The organism is Pseudomonas sp. RGB, assembly GCF_007713445.1.
Taxonomy (GTDB): domain Bacteria; phylum Pseudomonadota; class Gammaproteobacteria; order Pseudomonadales; family Pseudomonadaceae; genus Aquipseudomonas.
This window is the reverse complement of record NZ_VMSH01000009.1, coordinates 104,697-122,527: the sequence shown is the minus strand read 5'-3', so window position 1 is coordinate 122,527 and position 17,831 is coordinate 104,697. Positions and strand designations below refer to the sequence as shown.

The window sequence follows — 17,831 nt, the reverse complement described above, 5'->3', positions numbered from 1 at the left end:
AGGGGCGGCGCTGTTCAGCAGGTGCGGGCTACATTTGGTCTTCCGCGTAGATTTCGGCACTGATGATCGCGCCGCCCCAGCGTCGGCGGCCGGCACACAGTGCTGCCGGGTTGCCGGATGCCGTGGTGTTCTTCGCGCTACCGAAGGCGTAGCCGGGAGTATTCTCCGGCGCCGCACTGGTCTTGAGGCCGCCGGCCTGGGGGCTGAGCATTTGGATAACGCCGCCCAGCACCATCGAACCGCCCATCATGATCAAGGCTGAGCCAAACGGTGCCCCCGCGCCAAAGGTTCCGCCGGTGATGACCAGCCCGACAACGATCAGTACTGCGCCGACAATGGTTTGCAGCGCTCCGCCGCGCTTACTGCCGGTTATCACCGGGGCAATGCGAATATCACCCTCCCCCGAGAACTCAAGTTCCTTCTCAGCTAGGTTTGTCTTGCCGCGAAATACGGCGAACTCGATCCCACGGGACTTCGCGTTGGACAAGAATCGCTCGAACCCTGGAATTTGCACGCACAGGGCCTTAACTGCTTCTGCCGGCGTCCTTACGGCCATCCGAAAGGACTTACCAAACTGACGAAGCTGTCCGTAGAGCAGGATCGTGGTCATAGGCTGATAATTAACGGCAAGTGCCGCCATTTGCTTTTCTCCAGGCAATAAAAAGGCCCGCAGAAACGAGCCTTGATCAATTTGATGCGCTGCAATACGCGCTAGTTTAAGTACCGCCAGTCTCTTACTGGCGATCCAGTAACTCACCAACAAATAGTGCGTTGTCTCAGAAGCTACGCCTCTGGGCCGATTTAAAGTTACTCTCCAACGAATGAACCTAGCCCTCAAAATGGCAGCCTTACCGGACCACCTCGTTCGCTAAGCAACCTGGGTCGCAAACCTGCCCACCGCGTCGACCACTCGCTTCGCACCATCCTGAATTTCGACAATGACCTGACCTGCCTGGGTGGCGAGCTCAAGGCCCTGTTCAGCTTGTGATTTGCTATTCGCCATTTCAGTGACGGTCTCATCTACCAGCTTCTGATTCTGTAAAACTACCGATGCGATTTCTTCTGTCGCCGTGCTGGTTCGCCCAGCCAATTGTCGAACCTCGTCGGCCACAACGGCAAAGCCTCGACCCTGCTCACCTGCGCGAGCGGCTTCAATCGCAGCGTTTAAAGCCAGAAGATTGGTTTGCTGAGCGATGCTGCTAATCGTCTGAATAATCGAGCTGATCAACAATGACTGTTTGCCCAGCGCTTCTACTCCCCCAGAGGCTGCCTGCATGTCAGCGGCGATTTTACGCATTGTGTGCATAGTGTCGTTTACGACAACAGCTCCTCGCTGTGCGCTGATATCAGTTTGCTGGGATATCTCAAACGCTGTTTGGGCTGCCCCGCTGACTTCTTGCTCACGGGCCACCTGATCCGTCACCACAGTCGCGAACTTTACTACTTTACAAAGTTTACCTTCGGTGTCGTAAACAGGGTTGTAGGTTGCTTCCAGCCACACCGTTTGGCCGCGGCTGTCTAAGCGCTCGAATCGGCCGGCAATAAACTCACCTCTATTCAACGCTGACCAGAAATCCTTGTATTCCTGGGATGAAACTTGCTCTGGTTTACAGAAAACTCGGTGATGGCTCCCTTTTGCTTGTTTTAGGCTGTAGCCCATAGCTTGTAAAAACTGATCATTTGCCATCAGTACATTTCCAGAGAGATCGAACTCGATCACCGCTGTAGAACGTAGTAGCGCCTCAATAAATGACGCATTTTCCGAAGCTTTTTCTACTCGAGAAGTAATGTTAGTAGCGTAGCAAGTAACATGACTCAACTGGCCACTCTCATCTTTGATTGGCTGCCAATGTGCATGAATCCAGACTAATGAGCCATCAGCATGAAGGTACCTATAATCGTCGGTGATCGATCTGCCTGCGGCAACCGCGGATCGGAAGTTATGAAAGCACTCTAGTTTGGATACGTACTGCGGCACAATCTCTGCCATTGCGCGACCTAAAAGACTATCCGGAGCATAGCCCAGTGCTTTTCCAAAATTGTCGTTACATGCCGTAATTCTAAACGTTGAGTCGATACTCAAAGTTAACATTTCACGGTTAAGGCCATCGCGCAGCTGGCGCAGCTCCAACAGCTCATTATTTTGAAATTGAAGCTGTTTCTTAAGGTTAGCGTTGAACATAGGAAATCGCCTCTGTGATCACACCAGTCCTATCGGCATCTTCTGGCGAAAATTGAGGACATCCGAGGGGAAAACGGTTTTGCTGTGCACAGTATAGTTGAGCGACGATGCTGCAACATCCAGAGGCTGCAGAATTCAGCGACTCTGGCGCTAAATAAAATTATTTCAATTGGCTCATGGCGTCTTTGTGCCGGAGAATCAAGCTGGTTCGGTCATACCAAGATCCGCCAAAGACAATGATCTCAGATGGCCTTCCGTAAAGATGGTGTAGTAGGAATGGACCGATGCCGAACGTACCCGACTCTTCATCGGGCAGTGCCGGGTCTGTGCCCAGGTAAATCCCAGCGTGGTTCGGGTGAACAGTCCGCCCGACATGCATGACGATTAGGTCGCCGCGCTGTGGCCGGTCGACTCGCACAAAGCCGGCTGCCGCGTAATGCTGCTCGTACAGGCTTACGTTCTCTGCACTCTCCCACCAGCCATCGACGCGCTGGAAGGCTTCAAACTTCAGCCCCCATTCCCGCTGATACCAATCGGCGCAAACCTGCCAACAGTCCCAAGCGCCGTGCACGAACGGGCGCTTGAGCAGCGGCGTGCTACCCGCCGGCGTAATCGTGCGCAAGTCACCCTCGGGCCAAGACAGGATGTGCCATGGCAAAGCCGTGGCCTCACACATGGCCAAGTCATGCGGTGAGGGCCTGCTGGTGGCGTCCGGGTGCGAGTGGACGATGCCGATCACCTCGCCCAAGTCTTCCGCCGCGGCGTAGTCCTCGGGGTCAAGCCGGAACTCTTCGTTCGGCTCCTTGGCTATGTTCCGGCACGGGAAGTACTTCTGCGCGCGGCCCACGGCCAACAGCAGGCCGCAGCACTCTCGCGGATACTCCGTCGCCGCATGCGCCTGGATGGCCGCAATGATGTGCTTGCGCATGGTCAGCTCCGGGCAATGAGAGACACGGCGGGGAATCCGCCAAAGGACAGTTCGTTGTTCTCGCCGAATCGCAACTTGCAGGACGACAGGCAGCCCTTGCACTGATCCTTGGCCGGATCATCCGTGGGGTTGTCTTCGTCGTCGAACATGGCCGCGCCGGTGTAGCCGCAGTCCGGCCCTCGGTAACCATTGGTCATGGCCCAGTGGCAGAACGTCGTCATCTGGCGCCCGGGAAGTCCATGGTTGTCGATCTCACCAGGAGACGACAGCTCCCAGACCACCGCCTCGCCGTCCTCGCTGGTCTTCTGGTCGATGTACCAGATCTCCAGCGCCTCCTGGGTCGAGTCTGCAGTCGGATTGCCCTCCGGGTAGTTCGCTGCATCCAGATACTGCGCCAACGTCTCGCGGACAGTGAGCTTGAACTTCAGCAGGTCCTCGAACGCCAGGCACAGCGCTGTGACACGCCCATTGATGTTGCCGGCGGCAAATGTCGGGCGAGTGGCTGTTCCGTCGCTGCTGGAACCGATACCTTCAATTTGCACCGGCCAGGCCGCGTACTCGGCACCCTGCCACCAAATCGACTTAGCCGGCAGATCGGCTTCTGATCCCTCGTATGCCAATAGTTCGTCCGGCGTGTGCGGGATAGCATGACCGTGGAAGCGCAGGTAATCGGCGCCGTATTCGGTACCGTCAATTTCGAACAGGCGAATCTCGCCGCCGGGCTCCAGTTTCTGGATGTCCGTGATCAGTGCCATGGGTGGTTATCTCAGGGGTGAAAGGTTTGCTGGAAGGTAGCGGTGATGGCGTAGACCTGGCCGCCGCGGTGCACTGGCTTGTAGCCGTTGCACTTGTAGAGGCCAAGCTCGCCGAGGGGCGGCGTCCAGAGAAAGCCTTTTGCCCCCTTATGCCTGTCGAGGAACTTCCTGATCTCCAGGATTCGCGTGCCCATACCGGTAAACGTCACCGGCCAGGATTCCGACTGATTGTTCAGTCCATCCTCGACCGACTGCTCATAGCCATCGCCGAACTTTTTGGTCCGGACGCGCTGGGTAATCTCCCCTTCCGCGCCCTTCTCCGTTGCCCATGTAAATCGTTCGATTGCCATCAGCGCCCCTTGATTGCTTTGTTGATAACGCCGCCCTGGCCCATGTCCTTGTTGCGCATCTGCTGGTACTTCTGCTCCACAAAAGCCGCTAGCTCCTTGCCGAACAGGTCGTAGCCAGGCGCGTCGGCGGAGGATGATGCGTTGCCGTCTCCGTCGATATGCACCGCGACGTTGATCTGCGTTGCACCCGCCCCGCCACCGCCCATGGCCATAACACCCAGCTTGCCGCTGGATGTGCGAGTCAGTGGCATGATCGCCTCTGCTCCAGCCTCCCCCATAACGCCGGTTTTGCCGTTGGCCATGCCAAAAGCTGTGGGTTTACTGACGACCGAGTTGGTGAAAGCGCCGCTGTCGGCGAACATCTGCACTCCGCCCGACCAGGCGCCGCCCAATGCTTGCGGGAAGTAGGACCCGGAATAGCCGCCAGCCGAGGCGCCAAGGTTTGAAGACGCGGCACCAGCTGATCCAGCAGCCAGCCCATTGCCAACGGCGGCACTGCCGCCCAAGTAACTCGCCGCGGAACCCACCAGGCTGCTCAGTAATGCCGAGCTGGCCTGACGCGTTGCTATGCGCGCCATGTCAGCCAGGATCGATTTTGCAAAGTCCGAGAACGATGCTTTACCAGTCATGGCGAAGTTGACTACCGCGTCTTCCATCGAACTGAAGGCGTTGCCGAACAGGCTTTTCGTCTGCCCGGCGATGTTCCGCGCCGAATCCAAATAGTTGTCCCAAGCCGCTGTCGCGCCCTTCGTCCAGTCGCCCTGAGCGTTCTCCACATCCGCGTAGTTCTGCCGAATCTGGTCAGTGGCAGCTTTATTCGCTTCGGCGAGTGCTTGCGACTTACGCTTGAACTCTTCCTCCGACATGTTGCGTGATGGGTCGGACTTCTGGTTGGCAAGCTCCAGCGAATGCTGAGCAAATCGGTCCTGTTGCTTGTTCAGTTCGCCGCTGAGTGCGTTCTGGCGGCCACCCTGGCCTACGCCAATCACGGCGCGCTGCCCGGCAAGCTCCAGGGCTCGTTGTTGCTGCCCCAATGCCTGCACGTAGGTGCTGATCGCGCGCTCTTGCTTCGCCAGGCGCCCGGTTTCGTTGGTCGCCAGCACTTCAAGCTGGCTATCAGCGTCCTTCTGTGCCTTGACCATTCCCGCTCGCGCGTCAGCGATCTTCTGGTCGAGCTGGATGCTCTGCGCGGCCGACGTGGTCTTCTTGCCTTTGGCGACCTCCAGTGCAGCAATCTCGGCCTCATATGCCGCCTTAGTTTGGTCAAGCTGATTGCCGATCAGCGCCTGGCGCCGCAGCAGATAGTCTTCCTCGGACAGCAAGCCAGCCTTTTGAGCCGCCTCCAGTTCCTTCTGGTAATTTTTGTAGGTGTCGGTGATCGCCGCCAGGTCGTTCTTGGCGTTGTTGAAACTGGTTAAGTCGACCTGGGAACCGGCGGCCTTCTGGTCTTTGAACTTGTCGTTGATATTGGCGATGTTTTTGTCGACCGTTGCCTGAGCCAGGCGAGGATCGTTCGGCGCTACCTTGCGGATATCGTCGAGTTGTTTCTTGTAGTCCTTGATGGCGTCGGCGCGTTTCTGCTCATTCGTCCATGACGATTTAGTCAAAGCATCGATTTTAGCCATCGACGACACGGCTTCGCCTTGGGCCTTGGCCTGGTCACCCTCCCACTTGGCGATATCGGCTTGGGCCGCCTTCTCATCTTCCAGCATGTTTAGGCGGTCTTGCCGAAACTCAATCAGCGCGTCTTTGGACTTTTTGTTTTGGAACAAACCGTCCATGTTTTGCACTTCAAGCAGGTCCGCCTTCGCGCTTTCAATATCCGCGTTGATGTCGCGACGACCAATATTCTTGATCCCGTCGGCGGCGCGCGCCACGGCGTTGTACGCCTTCTCCCAAAGACTGAGGTTTGCCAGAATCTTTGGAGTGCGCTCATTGATCGCATCAGCGTAGGCATCGGTCGCGAGCTTCACGGCGCCGGCGTGATCGCCTTGCTTCTCCAGGGCCACGATTTGCGAGTAAACCGAGGCAGTCAGGTAGTGGTACTGCTCGTTTAGCGCGGCGGACGCCTTGACGGGGTCGTCTGCCAGCTTGGAGAACTCCCCGACTGTCTCACTCACAGCTTTGCCAGTCGCTTCCTGCATCGACACGGCGGCCTGAGTGATCTCGGTAAAGCTCGCGCCTGCGATCTTCCCGTTGTCAGCCAGCAGAGCCAGGACAGAGGCTGCCTGACCCGTAGAGCCGACAGTAGCGCTGACCTGGCGCGCCATATCGCCGAGCTGTCCGGCACTGACGCCTGCGTAGTTGCCGGTGAGGATCAGCGACTTGTTGTAATTGTCGGTTTCGGCTCTGCCCTGAACAAATCCATAAGCGAGTGCGCCGACCGCTGCGACAGCCAGCCCAATAGGCGCAGCCATGGCTGCGATCCGAATTGCCGATGAGCCAGCATTGGTGCCCAGTTCCAGAACGTTGTGCGCTGCAACGCGGATGTTGCCTTCAGCCAGAGCGTTTCCCAGCTGAACCACGTTCTGCCTAGCGGCCTTGGTGTTCAGTCCGAGGCCGGCAAACGCCGAACTCGTTTTGTCGATCTCGGCATACTTGCCATCGATCTTCTTTAGGGCCTGGTTGTATTGCTCTTGGTTGATACGGCCCGCATCCAGGTGCTTGCCCAGTTGCTCGACCTGGGTATCCAGCTTTGCCAATGCGGCGCGGGCCGGGTCGATGGCACCAAGCAGGCTGTTCAGGGCCTTCTGTTCGTCCATCGCAGACTTGGCCAAGGCGATTTGCTGCTTATCGAGCTGCGCCGAGATCTTCGCCGCCTCGGCCTCGCCGTAGGCGCCGGTCTTGGTCAACTTGGTGAGCGCGTCACGCTGCTTTGCCAGGTCCTGCGTAGTCTTGGCGCTGGTGGAAAGCGACTTCTCCAGCGCCTGCATTTCGTTCATCAGCGAAACGGCGGACTGCTCGGCCCGGCCGCCGGCCTTCGCCATTTCATCCAGGCTGGTTTTCGCCTGGATTGCATCGGCCGAGTCGATCTTGACGCCGAGTTCTGCAATGTTCATCGACTCACCTTGAATAAGTGCCCGTGCTCACGGGCTGTTTTCCCTTTCCTCTGCCATGACGCGCAGGGCTTCGCCTTCCAGCACCTGAAGGTCAGGGAAGATTTCAGCGAGTTTCTTTTTCTTGATACCGAGGAATCCGGCCACGTCGCGGATGCAGTTGTAGTCGAGACCGATCGCGCCGCCGGAGCCCGCGCGCCACTGAGTCGACATCCGGTTGAACAGGAAGAACGCCGGCCAGTTGCAGGGCCAGACCTCGACATCCTCATCGTCAAGGTCGGCAGCCGTCAGCCCGAGAACACCCAACTGCTCAGCAGATGGGCCGCTGTCGTACATTGCTTTGGCTGCCGCCCTCAGTTTCCCAGGCGCGCCTGGCTAAAAGCGCTCTGGTAGGCGTTGATTACCGCCTCGGCGGTGCCATAACAGGACTTCACAAGAGCATGGATGCTCTTGTCGTCGAACTTGTCATCGAAGCCCCAACCAACGACGAGATCCTTGATTTGCTGCACCTGAAGCTCGGTCTCGGCAGAGACAACATCAGACAATGTGGTCCCTTCAACGAAACTGGCGCGCATCTCCTTGCCCTTCGCGCTCCAATCATCAAACAGGGCGGCAAGTCCCGGCCGATCCCGATACTTGAAGGTGAACTCAATTTTTTCGGGCTCCTCCCCGACAATTGGAATCTGCACGAATGCCTTGAATGTAGGGTTCTGGGCGATCCTGATCTTTGCCATGGGAAGTCCTTATGCGCCAGCCAGATAACGAAGCGAACGAGCGGAAAGCCCGATGCTGATCGTGCGCGTCATGACGTTGTTGCGCTCCATGGTCGGGTCAGGGGTGATGCTCACATAGCCCGGATAGAGGATCTGATCACCGTTACGCAGCTTCATGCGGACGACCGCCAGCTCCTTGGTGTCGTCATAACCTTCGACGGTTTCCACATACTGAGCTGTCGGCTGGTCCTCTACTACGATGGTGATCGTGGTGGGGTTGCGGTTGGTCGGGAACTGTTTGTCGTCATCGTCTTCCAGATAGCCGACAGTTTGGTACTGCTGCTCACCGCCGGACGATGTGAAGGACGTGACCTTCGAGATCTGCGTCCAGCCGGACACAGGAATCACTGAGCCGGCACCTGCGCCGACGGTGTACTTGTCTGTGTTGGTGGTGTTGAGGCCAGCCAAGGAAAAAGCATCGGCAGTAATCCCGGATGCTTTTACAGCGCGATCATTGATGAGCGCCCAGCCAGAGTTGACCAGCAAGATGTCGCCCATTTCAATGCTGTGTCCAACAGATGCAGCGACTGGCGGTTTGGCATTGGTCAAGGCGGTGAATGGGACAGCAGATCCCAAAACTCTGGCGATCTCCAGCACAGCGCCGTTCGGCAGCGGGAAGCGTGCGGCCATGGTGTATTTCCTCTTGAGTGCCCGCCTGACGGCGGTAGGTTATGCCCCAGCGGGCGGTTGGTCTGCGACACCCAGATAGGTGAAGCTGGCCGGGACCGTGTAGGTCGCCGACTCGGTAATAGTTGGTCCTTGATCTACTGGCTCGGTGATCAAGCCCTCGAAACCGTTGCGGGCCAGTGGCGTGTCGACGCGAAACAGCCGGGTCAGTTCGTCAATAAGCGCTTCGGCGGTGGCCATGGCCTGCGCCGAGGGGCAGACGATGCTGACCTGATAAACACCGGCGTACTCGTAGGCCTCCCCGCCGAGATAGCGGCAGATTGTGCTGGCCGGCAGTTGGAAAGCTCGCAGGTACGTTTCAGAAGCGCTTGGCGTAAAAGGCTGGTTTGGGTAGGCCACTCGTATCGGGCGCGCAGCCGCCCATGCGGCCAGCTTCGTTTCGATTGCCTGACGGGCGCGTGCGTGACTCATACCTGGTTGTTCCTGATGGCCTCCAGCACGATCTGCTGAAAGCGAGCCACGGTTACCCGGACCATGCCGCCGGGGGCCTGGGTGGAATGGCCGAACTCCAGCGGAATCGCGTAGGGCAAGTTGTTTACGATGAAAGCCGTTTCGCCGGCCTTAAACTCAATGGCGCCCGCCACAAGCCGCGCATTCGCCTCAGCTCCTGTCGGGTCCGGGTGAATGCGGAAGCTGTTGTCGACAGAGCCAATAGAGAAATTCCAGTTCGCCCGAAATCGGCCGCCGACATAGTCCTGACCGGCGACCAGGCCATTCACGTTGAAGTTCTGGTGGCGCTCGGCCTTCGTTAGAGGCTTGGCATATTTCACGCCGCGCTTGAGGTTGCCTGCCTTCGTGAAGTTCGACTCGTTCAGGTTGATGAGCGTGTTGCGGATGGCGACTTTGAAGTCGTAGTCATCGGCAGCGCGGGCATTGGATTCCCGGTGAGCGACGTTGGCGGCCCATATCTCAGGGTTGCCCACCGGCGACATGCGGATGATGCTGCTGCCAATCTCGATGATGATTTCACGCAGGCTCGCGTCGATTGCTTCACTGGCCTGGGCGGCGAACTCGGCCAAGCTCAGGGCGAAGCTGCCTGACTGGCCAGCGCCTGCCCGGCTCACGAGCGCACCTGCAGCTCATACAGGATTGGCGTCCCGGCTGGGTTGACCTCTTTCAGCGGAGGAATAATTGACCAGGTACGCCCCTGGACGACCACTTTGTCGAGTAGGCCTGGCACCCAGGCCAAACCCTGCGCAGCGATCTTGAGCTTCTTGTCGCCTTGCCGGATGAGGCTGTTGTTCTGGAATTCTAGGCCAGTGAAGTCGAGCAGGATGCCTTGGGCGATTTGGTCAACAGTTGCGCCAGGCGCTTCGCCGCCGATGTCCGGGTCGTACTCGCCCGGCTCCGTCTTGCTGATGGTCACGGGCTGGCCGAACTCTGTGATCATATCCAGAGCCATCACGGCCATTTCGTCGTAGAAGGTGGCCATGGTGGTCTCCGTTACAGCTATGCGCGGATCGCGAACAACCCGCGCTTTTGTAAGTAGTCGGCAAACTGCGTAGCGCTCGGTCGATCAGGCGCCGCCGGCAACAGTCGGCCACTGGTGTTGGAAATCGTCGCGTATTCGCGGGTGACCGCACCTTCAACACGCTCCAGCGTCACCGCTCCTTTCCGCTTCTCCACCGGGTCAATATCGTCCTGATGGATCTCGGCGGCCAGCGCCATTTGGCCGTACTGAATACGCGCCGGCAGGTAGTTGTTCGGCTTGATCTCGTGATCCAGCAGCACTTCCCGGCGCGGCCAGGACAGTCCCTGCTCGCTATTCGTCTTGCTTCCCTTCCAGGTCATGCCATCCATCGCCAAGGCGGCCCGGCGCAGCAACGCTTCCTGCTCGGGAACGCCTGCGGGGATGACCGTGCCGAACTTCACGGCATACATGGCCAGGTCCTCGGCGCTCGCGTAGCTTTCGGCGTCAGGCTTGCCGGTACCGTCCTCGATGATGAGTGTCATACGTCAACTCGCTGGCATGTTTTGAAAAATGGCCGCCGGAACACCGACAGCCAGCAGTATTACTCCTTGGGCAGCTCAGCGACGAGCTTTTCCAGGGATTCTTTGGAGACGTTTGCCCGATACTGGACCTTGGCCTCATCGAGCTTTGCTTTCAGCGCCGCGATTTCACCGGCCTCGTCAGCCGGCGGCGTGAGGGCAGACTTCTTCAGCGCTTCAACCTCTCCGCGAAGTGCGTCGACATTCAAGGCCAGGCCGTCACGCTCAGTCGTCAGCTCACCAACCGAGGCATGGATGGTGCTCAGCACTTCAAACAAGCGCAGCGCCAGCTCGCCGGATTCGGGGCGGTTAATCTCGCCAGCCTCCAGGCCGTCAACAAGTATCTGAATCGATCCATGCTCAGCACGCAAAGACAAGATCACCTTTTCCAGTTCGGACTGGCTGCCCGCACCAACAATCTGCACCCGTTTGGCTTCCCTCACTGACACGTCGATGCCGGCCGCTTGATACGCTTCTACCACGCCAGGCCAATCGCCAATCACCAGCACACTGGTCACACCGGCCTCGGGCTTATCGAAGTGTTCCGGATTGCGGTAACGCTTCTCCGGGTCGAAGCCGCTCAGCTGGTTGCTGTAAGTCAGTTCCATGTGTTTCTCCAAGGCGGCCATTGCTGACCGCGCGTTGAGTTTGAGGCTTAACCGCCAGTAACAGGAGGCGTTGCGGTCAGCGTGATCATCACGCCGGCGGTGACTTTGTTGCTGCCCGCATGCTTAATCCAGTTGGCAGCTGAACCGACTGCAGCCAGGGTTGGGTTGGAACCGCCAGTGGTGGCTTTCCAGCTGTAACCCAGCACATCGATATTCACGGTGCCTTCCGCGCGGTAGCCGATGCTCAGGTTTTCTTCGTCGTTCACTTCGTAGGAACGGAAGCCCGGCGCCTGCGACTCGGTGATGGTTACGGCGTTTGGCAGCAGGCCGAAGATCACATCCGCCGGCGCGGTGTCGGTCACCAGTACAGGCTTGCCCAAAGTGCCCGGCAGGCCGCCGTAGATCACAACGCCAGCTTCTTCGTAGATCTTGTTGGTGATGGCTTCGTCGACGATGTCGAAGTAGGCGCTGGAGTGCATGACCCACAGAGCAATACGGCCGAACTTGTCGCCGAACTTTCGCATACCGCGAGTCAGCGTCTTCTTGCCGTCGGTTTCGATGTTGGCCGAAACCACCATGTCAGCGTTGGAGCCGATGGCGGCACGGAGGCCAGCAGTTGCGTACTGGATGAAGCCTTCCAAGGTCGCATCAGCAACGTCGGCGCCGACGATCTGGGAGAACTCCTCGACCGGACGACCGCGGCGCTTGAATGCCTCTTCGGTGGTCTGATACGGGCCGTACTTCCAGGGAGCTTTGACGCCGACAGCTTCGCCGGCGCTGATCTTCTTGGCAGTTACCTTGCCGTCGGAGTTGACGTCGCGATGCTCCAGAGAGCCGCTCAGCTTGTAGAGCGCGCGCTTGCGGAAGTCGCCTTCGATCAGCTCGTTGTCCAGCACCATCGCGCCGTTGGACGATGCGTTGAACACATCCAGGTTGTCCTGGACACGCTCCAGGTATGCGGTTTGCGCCTCATCGTTGTAGATGATCAGGTCGCTGTTAACGGTTGTAGCCATGGGGTCAATCTCCTTACTTGGGCAATGCGAGATATGCGGTTTGGCCGTGCTTGCGCTGGAAGTCGCGCTTCTGCTCGGAGGTCATTTCGGAGCGCTTGAATGCAGCCTTGCCGCCACCCCCGCCCGGGGCAAATGTCCCTGAAGCCCTTGGCCACAGATGAGGTGCGCTTTCGCGCAGAGATTCCGCCCATTCGAGCGGAGTCAAAGGGGTTTTGCCGTCTTTACCGAGGATGACCTGGCCGGATTCATCAACGGCGACTGCATCGCCATCTTCGTTAAGGGTGAACACGCCTTTGGCGCGCAGGATGATGTCGTCGGTTGCTTCTGGCAGAGCGCCGGCCTTCAGTGCCGCACCGCGTACCGAGTCACCCAGAACCTTGCCCTGGAACTTAGCAGCGAACGATTCAGCCTTCTCGGCGCGCTCGCTGATGGTCTTCAGCTGCTTGTCGTAGTCACCACGCAGACGCTCGGTCCGGCGGTTGAAGACTTCGTCCACCTTGCCCTCGGTCAGCAGCTTGGTTTCTTCGTCCTGCCCGGCACGGTTGAGCAGTCCTTTGACGGCTTCAATGTCGATGCCTTCAAACTGTGTTTCGAACTGGGTCAGCTTGCCGGAGGTTTCCTTCAGCTTGCCCAGCAGTTCCGAGTTCTTGGTTTTGAGACCAGACACAGATGCTTCAACGGCAGTCGCGATAGCGGCCTTGATTGCCGGGTTTTCCAGGTCGATTTCGTTTTCTTCTGCCACGTTGATGCACCCCTTGGGTTTGGATTAGCCTGCCTCGCAGGCAAATGAAATCGCGTCCCTATTTCAGGGGCGATAAAAATGGTGAAAGTTATGGCGCGGATGGACACAAGGCTGGAAAGCGAAGGAGCTGAATTTCTCGTGCTAGGGCAATTGCTGATTCACAAAATCGCCGCTTACAAGACTTATACCAACATGCCTGGATACGACATCGTGGCTACCGACGCTGCGCAAAACTCTTCCGTTCGAGTTCAGGTAAAAAGCCGTTGGAGAACAGGTGCGACTGGATTCCCCATCAAAAACTTCGATTGCGAGTTTGTGGTCGCGGTATTCCTCAATCGCGGATCTCCAGACGGAAAAAAGCAGCCTATCCCACCGCATTACTATGTTTTGCCAGTAGCAACGATCCAGGCCCTTCCTAGATCTGAGGGCTGGAGCAAGGTGGACCTGAAGCACTTGCCCGATCTTGAGCAGTACAGAGAGGCGTGGGGCTTGATATCAGACGCCTTAGGATCAATTCGGGCCGACGCCTGCCCTTTGGAACGCTAATGGTTCCAGTGTTTTCATCTGCGCGAGAGTCAATGGCGCAAAGTTGCGGTCAAGCTGCAGCTCTGCGAAGCGTTCAACGCTTAGACCACCCTCGCGAAACAGCTTGGCCCGCATAGGACCGATTGCCTCGTCCTGGAACGAGGCTGGCTGCTGCTGGAGCCAGTGGTAGTAATCGATGTCAGCACTGACCTGCTTTCCGCCGTCAGCACCTACCGAGGCACGCGTTGCGCCCTTGGCGAACATCGCGCTGAGCTTGGTCAACAGAATGAAGGTGGTGCGGCAGTTAGGGTGGAAAGGCGGTCTTGGGCCGGAATCCACCGGAAACTTGCGTTTGTCCATCGAGCGGCACAACTGGCTGGTCTTGCTATCCAGCGTGGCCACCATCTGGATCTCTTGCACGATATCCGTGTTGGCCTTTGCGACCTCCATCCGCGCCTGGGAGGCCACATGCTGAATCGCGGTATGCACGACCGTGCTGGCATTGCGGTTGGTGGTGGCCAGGATGCCGTCTTTGTACCCTGCCGCCTTGGTGCCGCGAATGTTGCGAATGATCTGGAAGTTCGTCTGCCCTTCGAAGAAGCCCTGCCGGATCGTGCCGGTGACGCGCTCACGCTCTGCACTGGTCCAGCCCTTGATGAAGGCCTTAAGCAGCTTCCCGCCGCCGGTGCCACGTACACTGAGCGGGTTCGTCAGCACTGCGGTGCGAATTGCAGCGGCCGTCGGCGCGACCACATCCAGCGAAACGCCAACCGGCGCCGACCTGGCAAGGCTGGTCGCCTCAAATTCGGCCTCGTAGTTGGCGATGTCCACCAGGTCGAGGTTCAGTTGCGCGCTGTAGCGGTCGAAGATGCCCAGCAGCAGGCTATCCACCTCTTTCAGCAGCGCTTCCAGGCGCTTGACGTTGTACTCAGTCAGGTCCGACTGGATCAGCCGATCCCGTATACATCGGTCAATCTCCTTTAGGAAGGGTGCAAACTTGCCCACCTCCCCCGCCTTGAGCTTTTCGAGGAAGACCGCGTGCCGGATCGTGGCGTCAAGGATTGCTTGGTTTGCCGCCATTTGGTTTGTCCTCATCGTCCAGGCCTAGACCGTCGCCCTGCTCCTGCAATTCGCCGTCGATCTGCAGGTCTGTACGCTCTGGCGCAATCAGGCCAAGTTTGCGCAGGTAGGCCCGCAAGTCGGCCTTAGCGAAACCGCGTTGCTGCCAGAGCGAAACCAACGCAGCGATCATCTGCGGATCAGCCGTCAGCTCTACGAACTCTTGATTGACCTGGTAGGCAACCTTTTTGTCGGCAATCCCCATGTAAGCGCAGCACCACATGATGGCTCGCGTGTATGCCTCGCTGACGTTTGCCACACAGCCAGCGAGCACCGATGTGGATGCCGACTGATCGCCGCGCGACTCGGTAGCTGTCTTGGTGGCAAGTGAAGCCACCACCATCCGTGCGCCGAGTTCGATCATCATCTGGTTCTTATCGGCCATTGCCTCCTTGACCAGCGTGTTCGGCGCCGGTTGTGCGTAGCCGAATGCACCACCCGCCGGCAGCATCATCGGCGCCCTGGAGCCTACATAGACGCCGTTCTTCTCCATCCAGTCGCGCCACTGCTCATCAAGGCCGCTGATCCACGGCTGAGCCTGACCACACCAGAAGACGCTGTCTTCGTAATCGGCACTGTTCCGGTAATGGCCCAGGTTGATCATGGCGATGTCGTACAGCGGCGACTCGTCGATGCTTGGGTCGTTGTTCTGCGCGCCGACGAAGGTGAATGGGATCTCCTTGAGGCGACCGGTTACGCCTTCGGGCTTGAACTCGTCGATGACCGCAAGCGGCCCGCCACCTTTCGGACCGGACCGGCGCCAGACGCGGCAAACAAAGCCGTCATCCTCAAGCGCCAGCTCCCGGTACTGCTCAGCCGTCTTGTAGCCGAAGCCGTCAGGAATCTCCGGCGACTCGCGCAGGACCACCAGCGTCAGCACGCTGTGACCGTTCACCATGCCTGTGCGCCAGTTGATGATGTCTTCAGCGCAGTAGGACAGGATCACCGAGTGCCCGCCGATGCCGTCGTCCTGATGATAGTCGACGTACAGACCGTGGCGACCAGCTTCAAGCACCTTTTCAAGCGTGCCCTGGGAGTGTTGATAAATGCTCACTCCGGAGCCGTTGGCGTTGTCCTGCAGGTATTCCAGTTTCTTCGGCACCGTGAGTGTCGGGTCTTTATGGAAGGCCAGACCCAGCAGCCCGTTACGGGTGTGCCCGGTTGCGTTCTTGAACACCGCCCGCTCGCGGTAAGCCCGATTCCGGTCTTCGTTCTCCGGCGACTTGTCGTGCGCGTTTATGTACGGCAGCCGATCGACTACCCGGTGCTGGCCCGCGCAGACGTCGCGAACGGTCGCCCAGCGGTCCAGGACTGCCGTGTATTCCGCCCGTTTGAAGGAGACGTCGTTGCTCATCGGGCGTATCCCATTTTGATAGCGGTGACCGGTTTGATGATCGGGTACTCGCGGTGGATGAAGTAGCCGCCGGCGTCGTTCGCGTGATCGATGCCGGCGGTTTTGTCTGGCTCCCCGTTCGCGCCCCACACCTGCTGCTCCAGGCCATCGGCATAAGTTGGACAGGTGAACGGGTTGACCAGGTAGCGGCGCTCGCCCTGCGCATTGCAGAAGACGGCGTTCATTGCGTTGATTCGGTCCTTCACGGGCGGGTTTGCCGCTGGAGCGATGACCGCGAACCCGGCCTGCTTGAGCATGGCAAGGTCGGTGATGCTGGCGTTCAGGGACTTGCGTGAATCACCCGAGGCATCCGGGTAAATCCTGATCTCGCACGTCTTCTTGAAGTCGTTGCCGTCGTGCTGCCAGTAGCGCTCTTTGATCCGGCGGATCATGTCGGGCGTGTCGTAACCGTCGATAAGCTCATCCACGGCCCTGGGCAACCCCTGGTCGCGCTTGACGTGGGTGATCGCCGCCATCTTCCCGACGTTGAAGTCCATACCGATGAACAGCGGCTCGCCGGGCTGCACGGTGTCGAAGCACCCGTTGAGCTTGCGGTCGTAAGCCGTGTAAATCGTTCCCGACGTAAGGTTGACGAACTGGCCCTTGAGGTACGCCATGATCAACTGGGGCGGATATGACTCCATCAGAGAGGCGATGTAGTCATCCGGCAGGTTCAGCTCGTTGTCGAACGTGCTGGCCTGCACCAGGCCGTACATCTCTTTCAGTGACGGCTTGTCGCGCAACTGCTTCACGAATTGCAGGAAGACAAACTTAAAGCCTTCCGGCGTCGTGGTGACGTCCACGCCGTTCTTCAGCCCCGGAAGGTTGTAGCGCATACGGGCAATGATCTTGCGCCAGGCCTGCTGAGCCTTGATGGCAGTCAGTACGTCCAGCTCATCCACCAGGGCGTGACCAATCTTGAAACCGACAATCGTCTGCGGTTTCTCCATCGACCGGCAAATCACAGTGCCGCGGTACTGCCGACCGCTGTAGATGTGAACCTCGTGGTTCGCCTGGTTGATCTTGGTCTTGAGCCCCCAGTCGTAGGCCACCTCATCCATGGTCGGATAGAAGATGTCCCGGATCTGCGGGTAAGTCGGTGCGAAGTAGCCAGCGTTGACGCCGGGCCACTCCATGAAGTGCTTACTCAGTGCCGAACAGCCCACCCAGGTCTTGCCTGAGCCGAACCCGGCAACGAACGCACGGAATTTGTGAGGCAGCGTGAGGAACTGAGCCTGCGGAACGTTAAGGCTCGGCATTCGGCTTCCTCGCATCCACCACGTCGACCTGGATGCGGGTCGGGATCACCGGTTCATCACCGGCCTCTTCCTTCCGTGCCCGGTTGACGTAGATGTCGCCGCACTCTTTGGCAGCCGGCTCCAGTAGCTGGGCAGTGAGCGCCATGTTCTTCATGCCTTCGGCTTTCTCAGCCATGCGGCTCAGGGCGCGCAGTCGGAAGGCTCGATTGGCGATCGGGATGTCTTCAGTCTCTTCGCGGAACCGCTTGCGGCTCTCTCGGAACATCGTTGCCCACTTCTCGCCCAGCGCCTTACCGGCTGCCTTTGTTGGGTCGTGTGATTCGCACTGCTGACGAGTGACAACAACGTTGAATTCTTTTAAGACCGCCTCAACCACCTGAGAAGGTGTATCAAAGCACGCGAGAGCCTGAACAATAAAGGCTTTCACCTCACTTCGAAGAGCTGCCATTGGC

20 protein-coding genes and 2 pseudogenes are annotated in these 17,831 nt (G+C 58.6%); 1 reads left to right on the top strand and 21 read right to left on the bottom strand.

From position 1 onward, the window contains the following. Positions 1-28: 28 nt before the first annotated feature. The 17 genes and pseudogenes from FPT15_RS19675 to FPT15_RS19600 all read right to left on the bottom strand — a co-directional run bounded on the left by FPT15_RS19675 (position 29) and on the right by FPT15_RS19600 (position 13,083). Entirely contained in the window at positions 29-640 is a 612-nt protein-coding gene (locus tag FPT15_RS19675) for a tail assembly protein (protein ID WP_145164116.1), read from the bottom strand. 228 nt (positions 641-868) lie between these two features. Continuing rightward, a pseudogene (locus FPT15_RS30415) lies at positions 869-1,303 on the bottom strand (methyl-accepting chemotaxis protein); the annotation flags it as partial. 102 nt (positions 1,304-1,405) lie between these two features. After that, positions 1,406-2,092: pseudogene (locus FPT15_RS30410) on the bottom strand (PAS domain-containing protein); the annotation flags it as partial. Positions 2,093-2,342: 250 nt separating this feature from the next. Continuing rightward, positions 2,343-3,110 carry a C40 family peptidase gene (locus tag FPT15_RS19665; protein WP_145163900.1) on the bottom strand — a complete coding sequence of 256 codons (768 nt, stop codon included), beginning with the start codon at positions 3,108-3,110 and terminating at the stop codon, positions 2,343-2,345. Positions 3,111-3,112: 2 nt separating this feature from the next. Further along, positions 3,113-3,865, bottom strand: coding sequence for a phage minor tail protein L (locus tag FPT15_RS19660; protein WP_145163898.1), 753 nt, complete (start codon positions 3,863-3,865; stop codon positions 3,113-3,115). A gap of 11 nt (positions 3,866-3,876) precedes the next feature. Then, a complete protein-coding gene (locus tag FPT15_RS19655; protein ID WP_145163896.1) occupies positions 3,877-4,215 on the bottom strand; it encodes a phage tail protein in 339 nt (112 codons plus the stop codon). Further along, the gene (locus tag FPT15_RS19650) at positions 4,215-7,274 is read right to left on the bottom strand and encodes a phage tail tape measure protein (RefSeq protein ID WP_145163894.1); all 3,060 of its coding nucleotides are present in this window, start codon (positions 7,272-7,274) and stop codon (positions 4,215-4,217) included. The genes FPT15_RS19655 and FPT15_RS19650 overlap by 1 nt, the downstream gene beginning before the upstream one ends. Positions 7,275-7,301: 27 nt before the next feature. Beyond that, the gene (locus FPT15_RS19645) at positions 7,302-7,607 is read right to left on the bottom strand and encodes a DUF1799 domain-containing protein (protein WP_256676497.1); all 306 of its coding nucleotides are present in this window, start codon (positions 7,605-7,607) and stop codon (positions 7,302-7,304) included. A gap of 17 nt (positions 7,608-7,624) precedes the next feature. Further along, a complete protein-coding gene (locus FPT15_RS19640) occupies positions 7,625-8,005 on the bottom strand; it encodes a phage tail assembly chaperone (protein WP_145163892.1) in 381 nt (126 codons plus the stop codon). Between the two features lie 9 nt (positions 8,006-8,014). Continuing rightward, entirely contained in the window at positions 8,015-8,674 is a 660-nt protein-coding gene (locus FPT15_RS19635; protein ID WP_145163890.1) for a phage tail protein, read from the bottom strand. A gap of 39 nt (positions 8,675-8,713) precedes the next feature. Beyond that, on the bottom strand, positions 8,714-9,142 hold the full coding sequence (locus tag FPT15_RS19630) for a phage tail terminator-like protein (protein WP_145163889.1): 429 nt from the start codon (positions 9,140-9,142) through the stop codon (positions 8,714-8,716). Continuing rightward, on the bottom strand, positions 9,139-9,795 hold the full coding sequence (locus tag FPT15_RS19625) for a hypothetical protein (RefSeq protein WP_145163887.1): 657 nt from the start codon (positions 9,793-9,795) through the stop codon (positions 9,139-9,141). The genes FPT15_RS19630 and FPT15_RS19625 overlap by 4 nt, the downstream gene beginning before the upstream one ends. Beyond that, positions 9,792-10,163: a hypothetical protein gene (locus FPT15_RS19620; protein ID WP_145163885.1), complete on the bottom strand. Its 372-nt coding sequence runs from the start codon at positions 10,161-10,163 to the stop codon at positions 9,792-9,794. Before FPT15_RS19620 ends, FPT15_RS19625 begins: the two co-directional genes overlap by 4 nt. A gap of 17 nt (positions 10,164-10,180) precedes the next feature. Continuing rightward, the gene (locus FPT15_RS19615; RefSeq protein WP_145163883.1) at positions 10,181-10,684 is read right to left on the bottom strand and encodes a DnaT-like ssDNA-binding protein; all 504 of its coding nucleotides are present in this window, start codon (positions 10,682-10,684) and stop codon (positions 10,181-10,183) included. A 59-nt stretch (positions 10,685-10,743) separates the two neighbouring features. Beyond that, on the bottom strand, positions 10,744-11,328 hold the full coding sequence (locus FPT15_RS19610; protein WP_178119727.1) for a hypothetical protein: 585 nt from the start codon (positions 11,326-11,328) through the stop codon (positions 10,744-10,746). Positions 11,329-11,375: 47 nt separating this feature from the next. Next, positions 11,376-12,341 (bottom strand): major capsid protein, encoded by a 966-nt coding sequence (locus FPT15_RS19605; RefSeq protein ID WP_145163879.1) that lies wholly within the window; start codon positions 12,339-12,341, stop codon positions 11,376-11,378. Between the two features lie 13 nt (positions 12,342-12,354). After that, complete coding sequence (locus FPT15_RS19600; RefSeq protein ID WP_145163877.1) at positions 12,355-13,083, bottom strand: hypothetical protein; 729 nt, start codon at positions 13,081-13,083, stop codon at positions 12,355-12,357. Positions 13,084-13,161: 78 nt separating this feature from the next. Here FPT15_RS19600 and FPT15_RS19595 point away from each other — a divergent pair, with 78 nt between their 5' ends. Then, positions 13,162-13,629, top strand: coding sequence for a hypothetical protein (locus FPT15_RS19595; RefSeq protein WP_256670891.1), 468 nt, complete (start codon positions 13,162-13,164; stop codon positions 13,627-13,629). On the opposite strand, the gene FPT15_RS19590 is transcribed toward FPT15_RS19595, so the two are convergent. From FPT15_RS19590 to FPT15_RS19575, 4 genes are read right to left on the bottom strand one after another with little or no spacing between them, the layout of a single operon-like run. Continuing rightward, positions 13,594-14,688, bottom strand: a complete 1,095-nt coding sequence (locus FPT15_RS19590; RefSeq protein ID WP_145163875.1) for a minor capsid protein — start codon at positions 14,686-14,688, stop codon at positions 13,594-13,596. The genes FPT15_RS19595 and FPT15_RS19590 overlap by 36 nt on opposite strands. Then, positions 14,663-16,081 (bottom strand): DUF4055 domain-containing protein, encoded by a 1,419-nt coding sequence (locus FPT15_RS19585; protein ID WP_145163873.1) that lies wholly within the window; start codon positions 16,079-16,081, stop codon positions 14,663-14,665. The genes FPT15_RS19590 and FPT15_RS19585 overlap by 26 nt, the downstream gene beginning before the upstream one ends. After that, positions 16,078-17,379 carry a terminase large subunit domain-containing protein gene (locus tag FPT15_RS19580; protein ID WP_145163871.1) on the bottom strand — a complete coding sequence of 434 codons (1,302 nt, stop codon included), beginning with the start codon at positions 17,377-17,379 and terminating at the stop codon, positions 16,078-16,080. The genes FPT15_RS19585 and FPT15_RS19580 overlap by 4 nt, the downstream gene beginning before the upstream one ends. Then, positions 17,366-17,827, bottom strand: coding sequence for a DUF2280 domain-containing protein (locus FPT15_RS19575; RefSeq protein ID WP_145163868.1), 462 nt, complete (start codon positions 17,825-17,827; stop codon positions 17,366-17,368). The genes FPT15_RS19580 and FPT15_RS19575 overlap by 14 nt, the downstream gene beginning before the upstream one ends. Between the last annotated feature and the right edge of the window lie 4 nt (positions 17,828-17,831).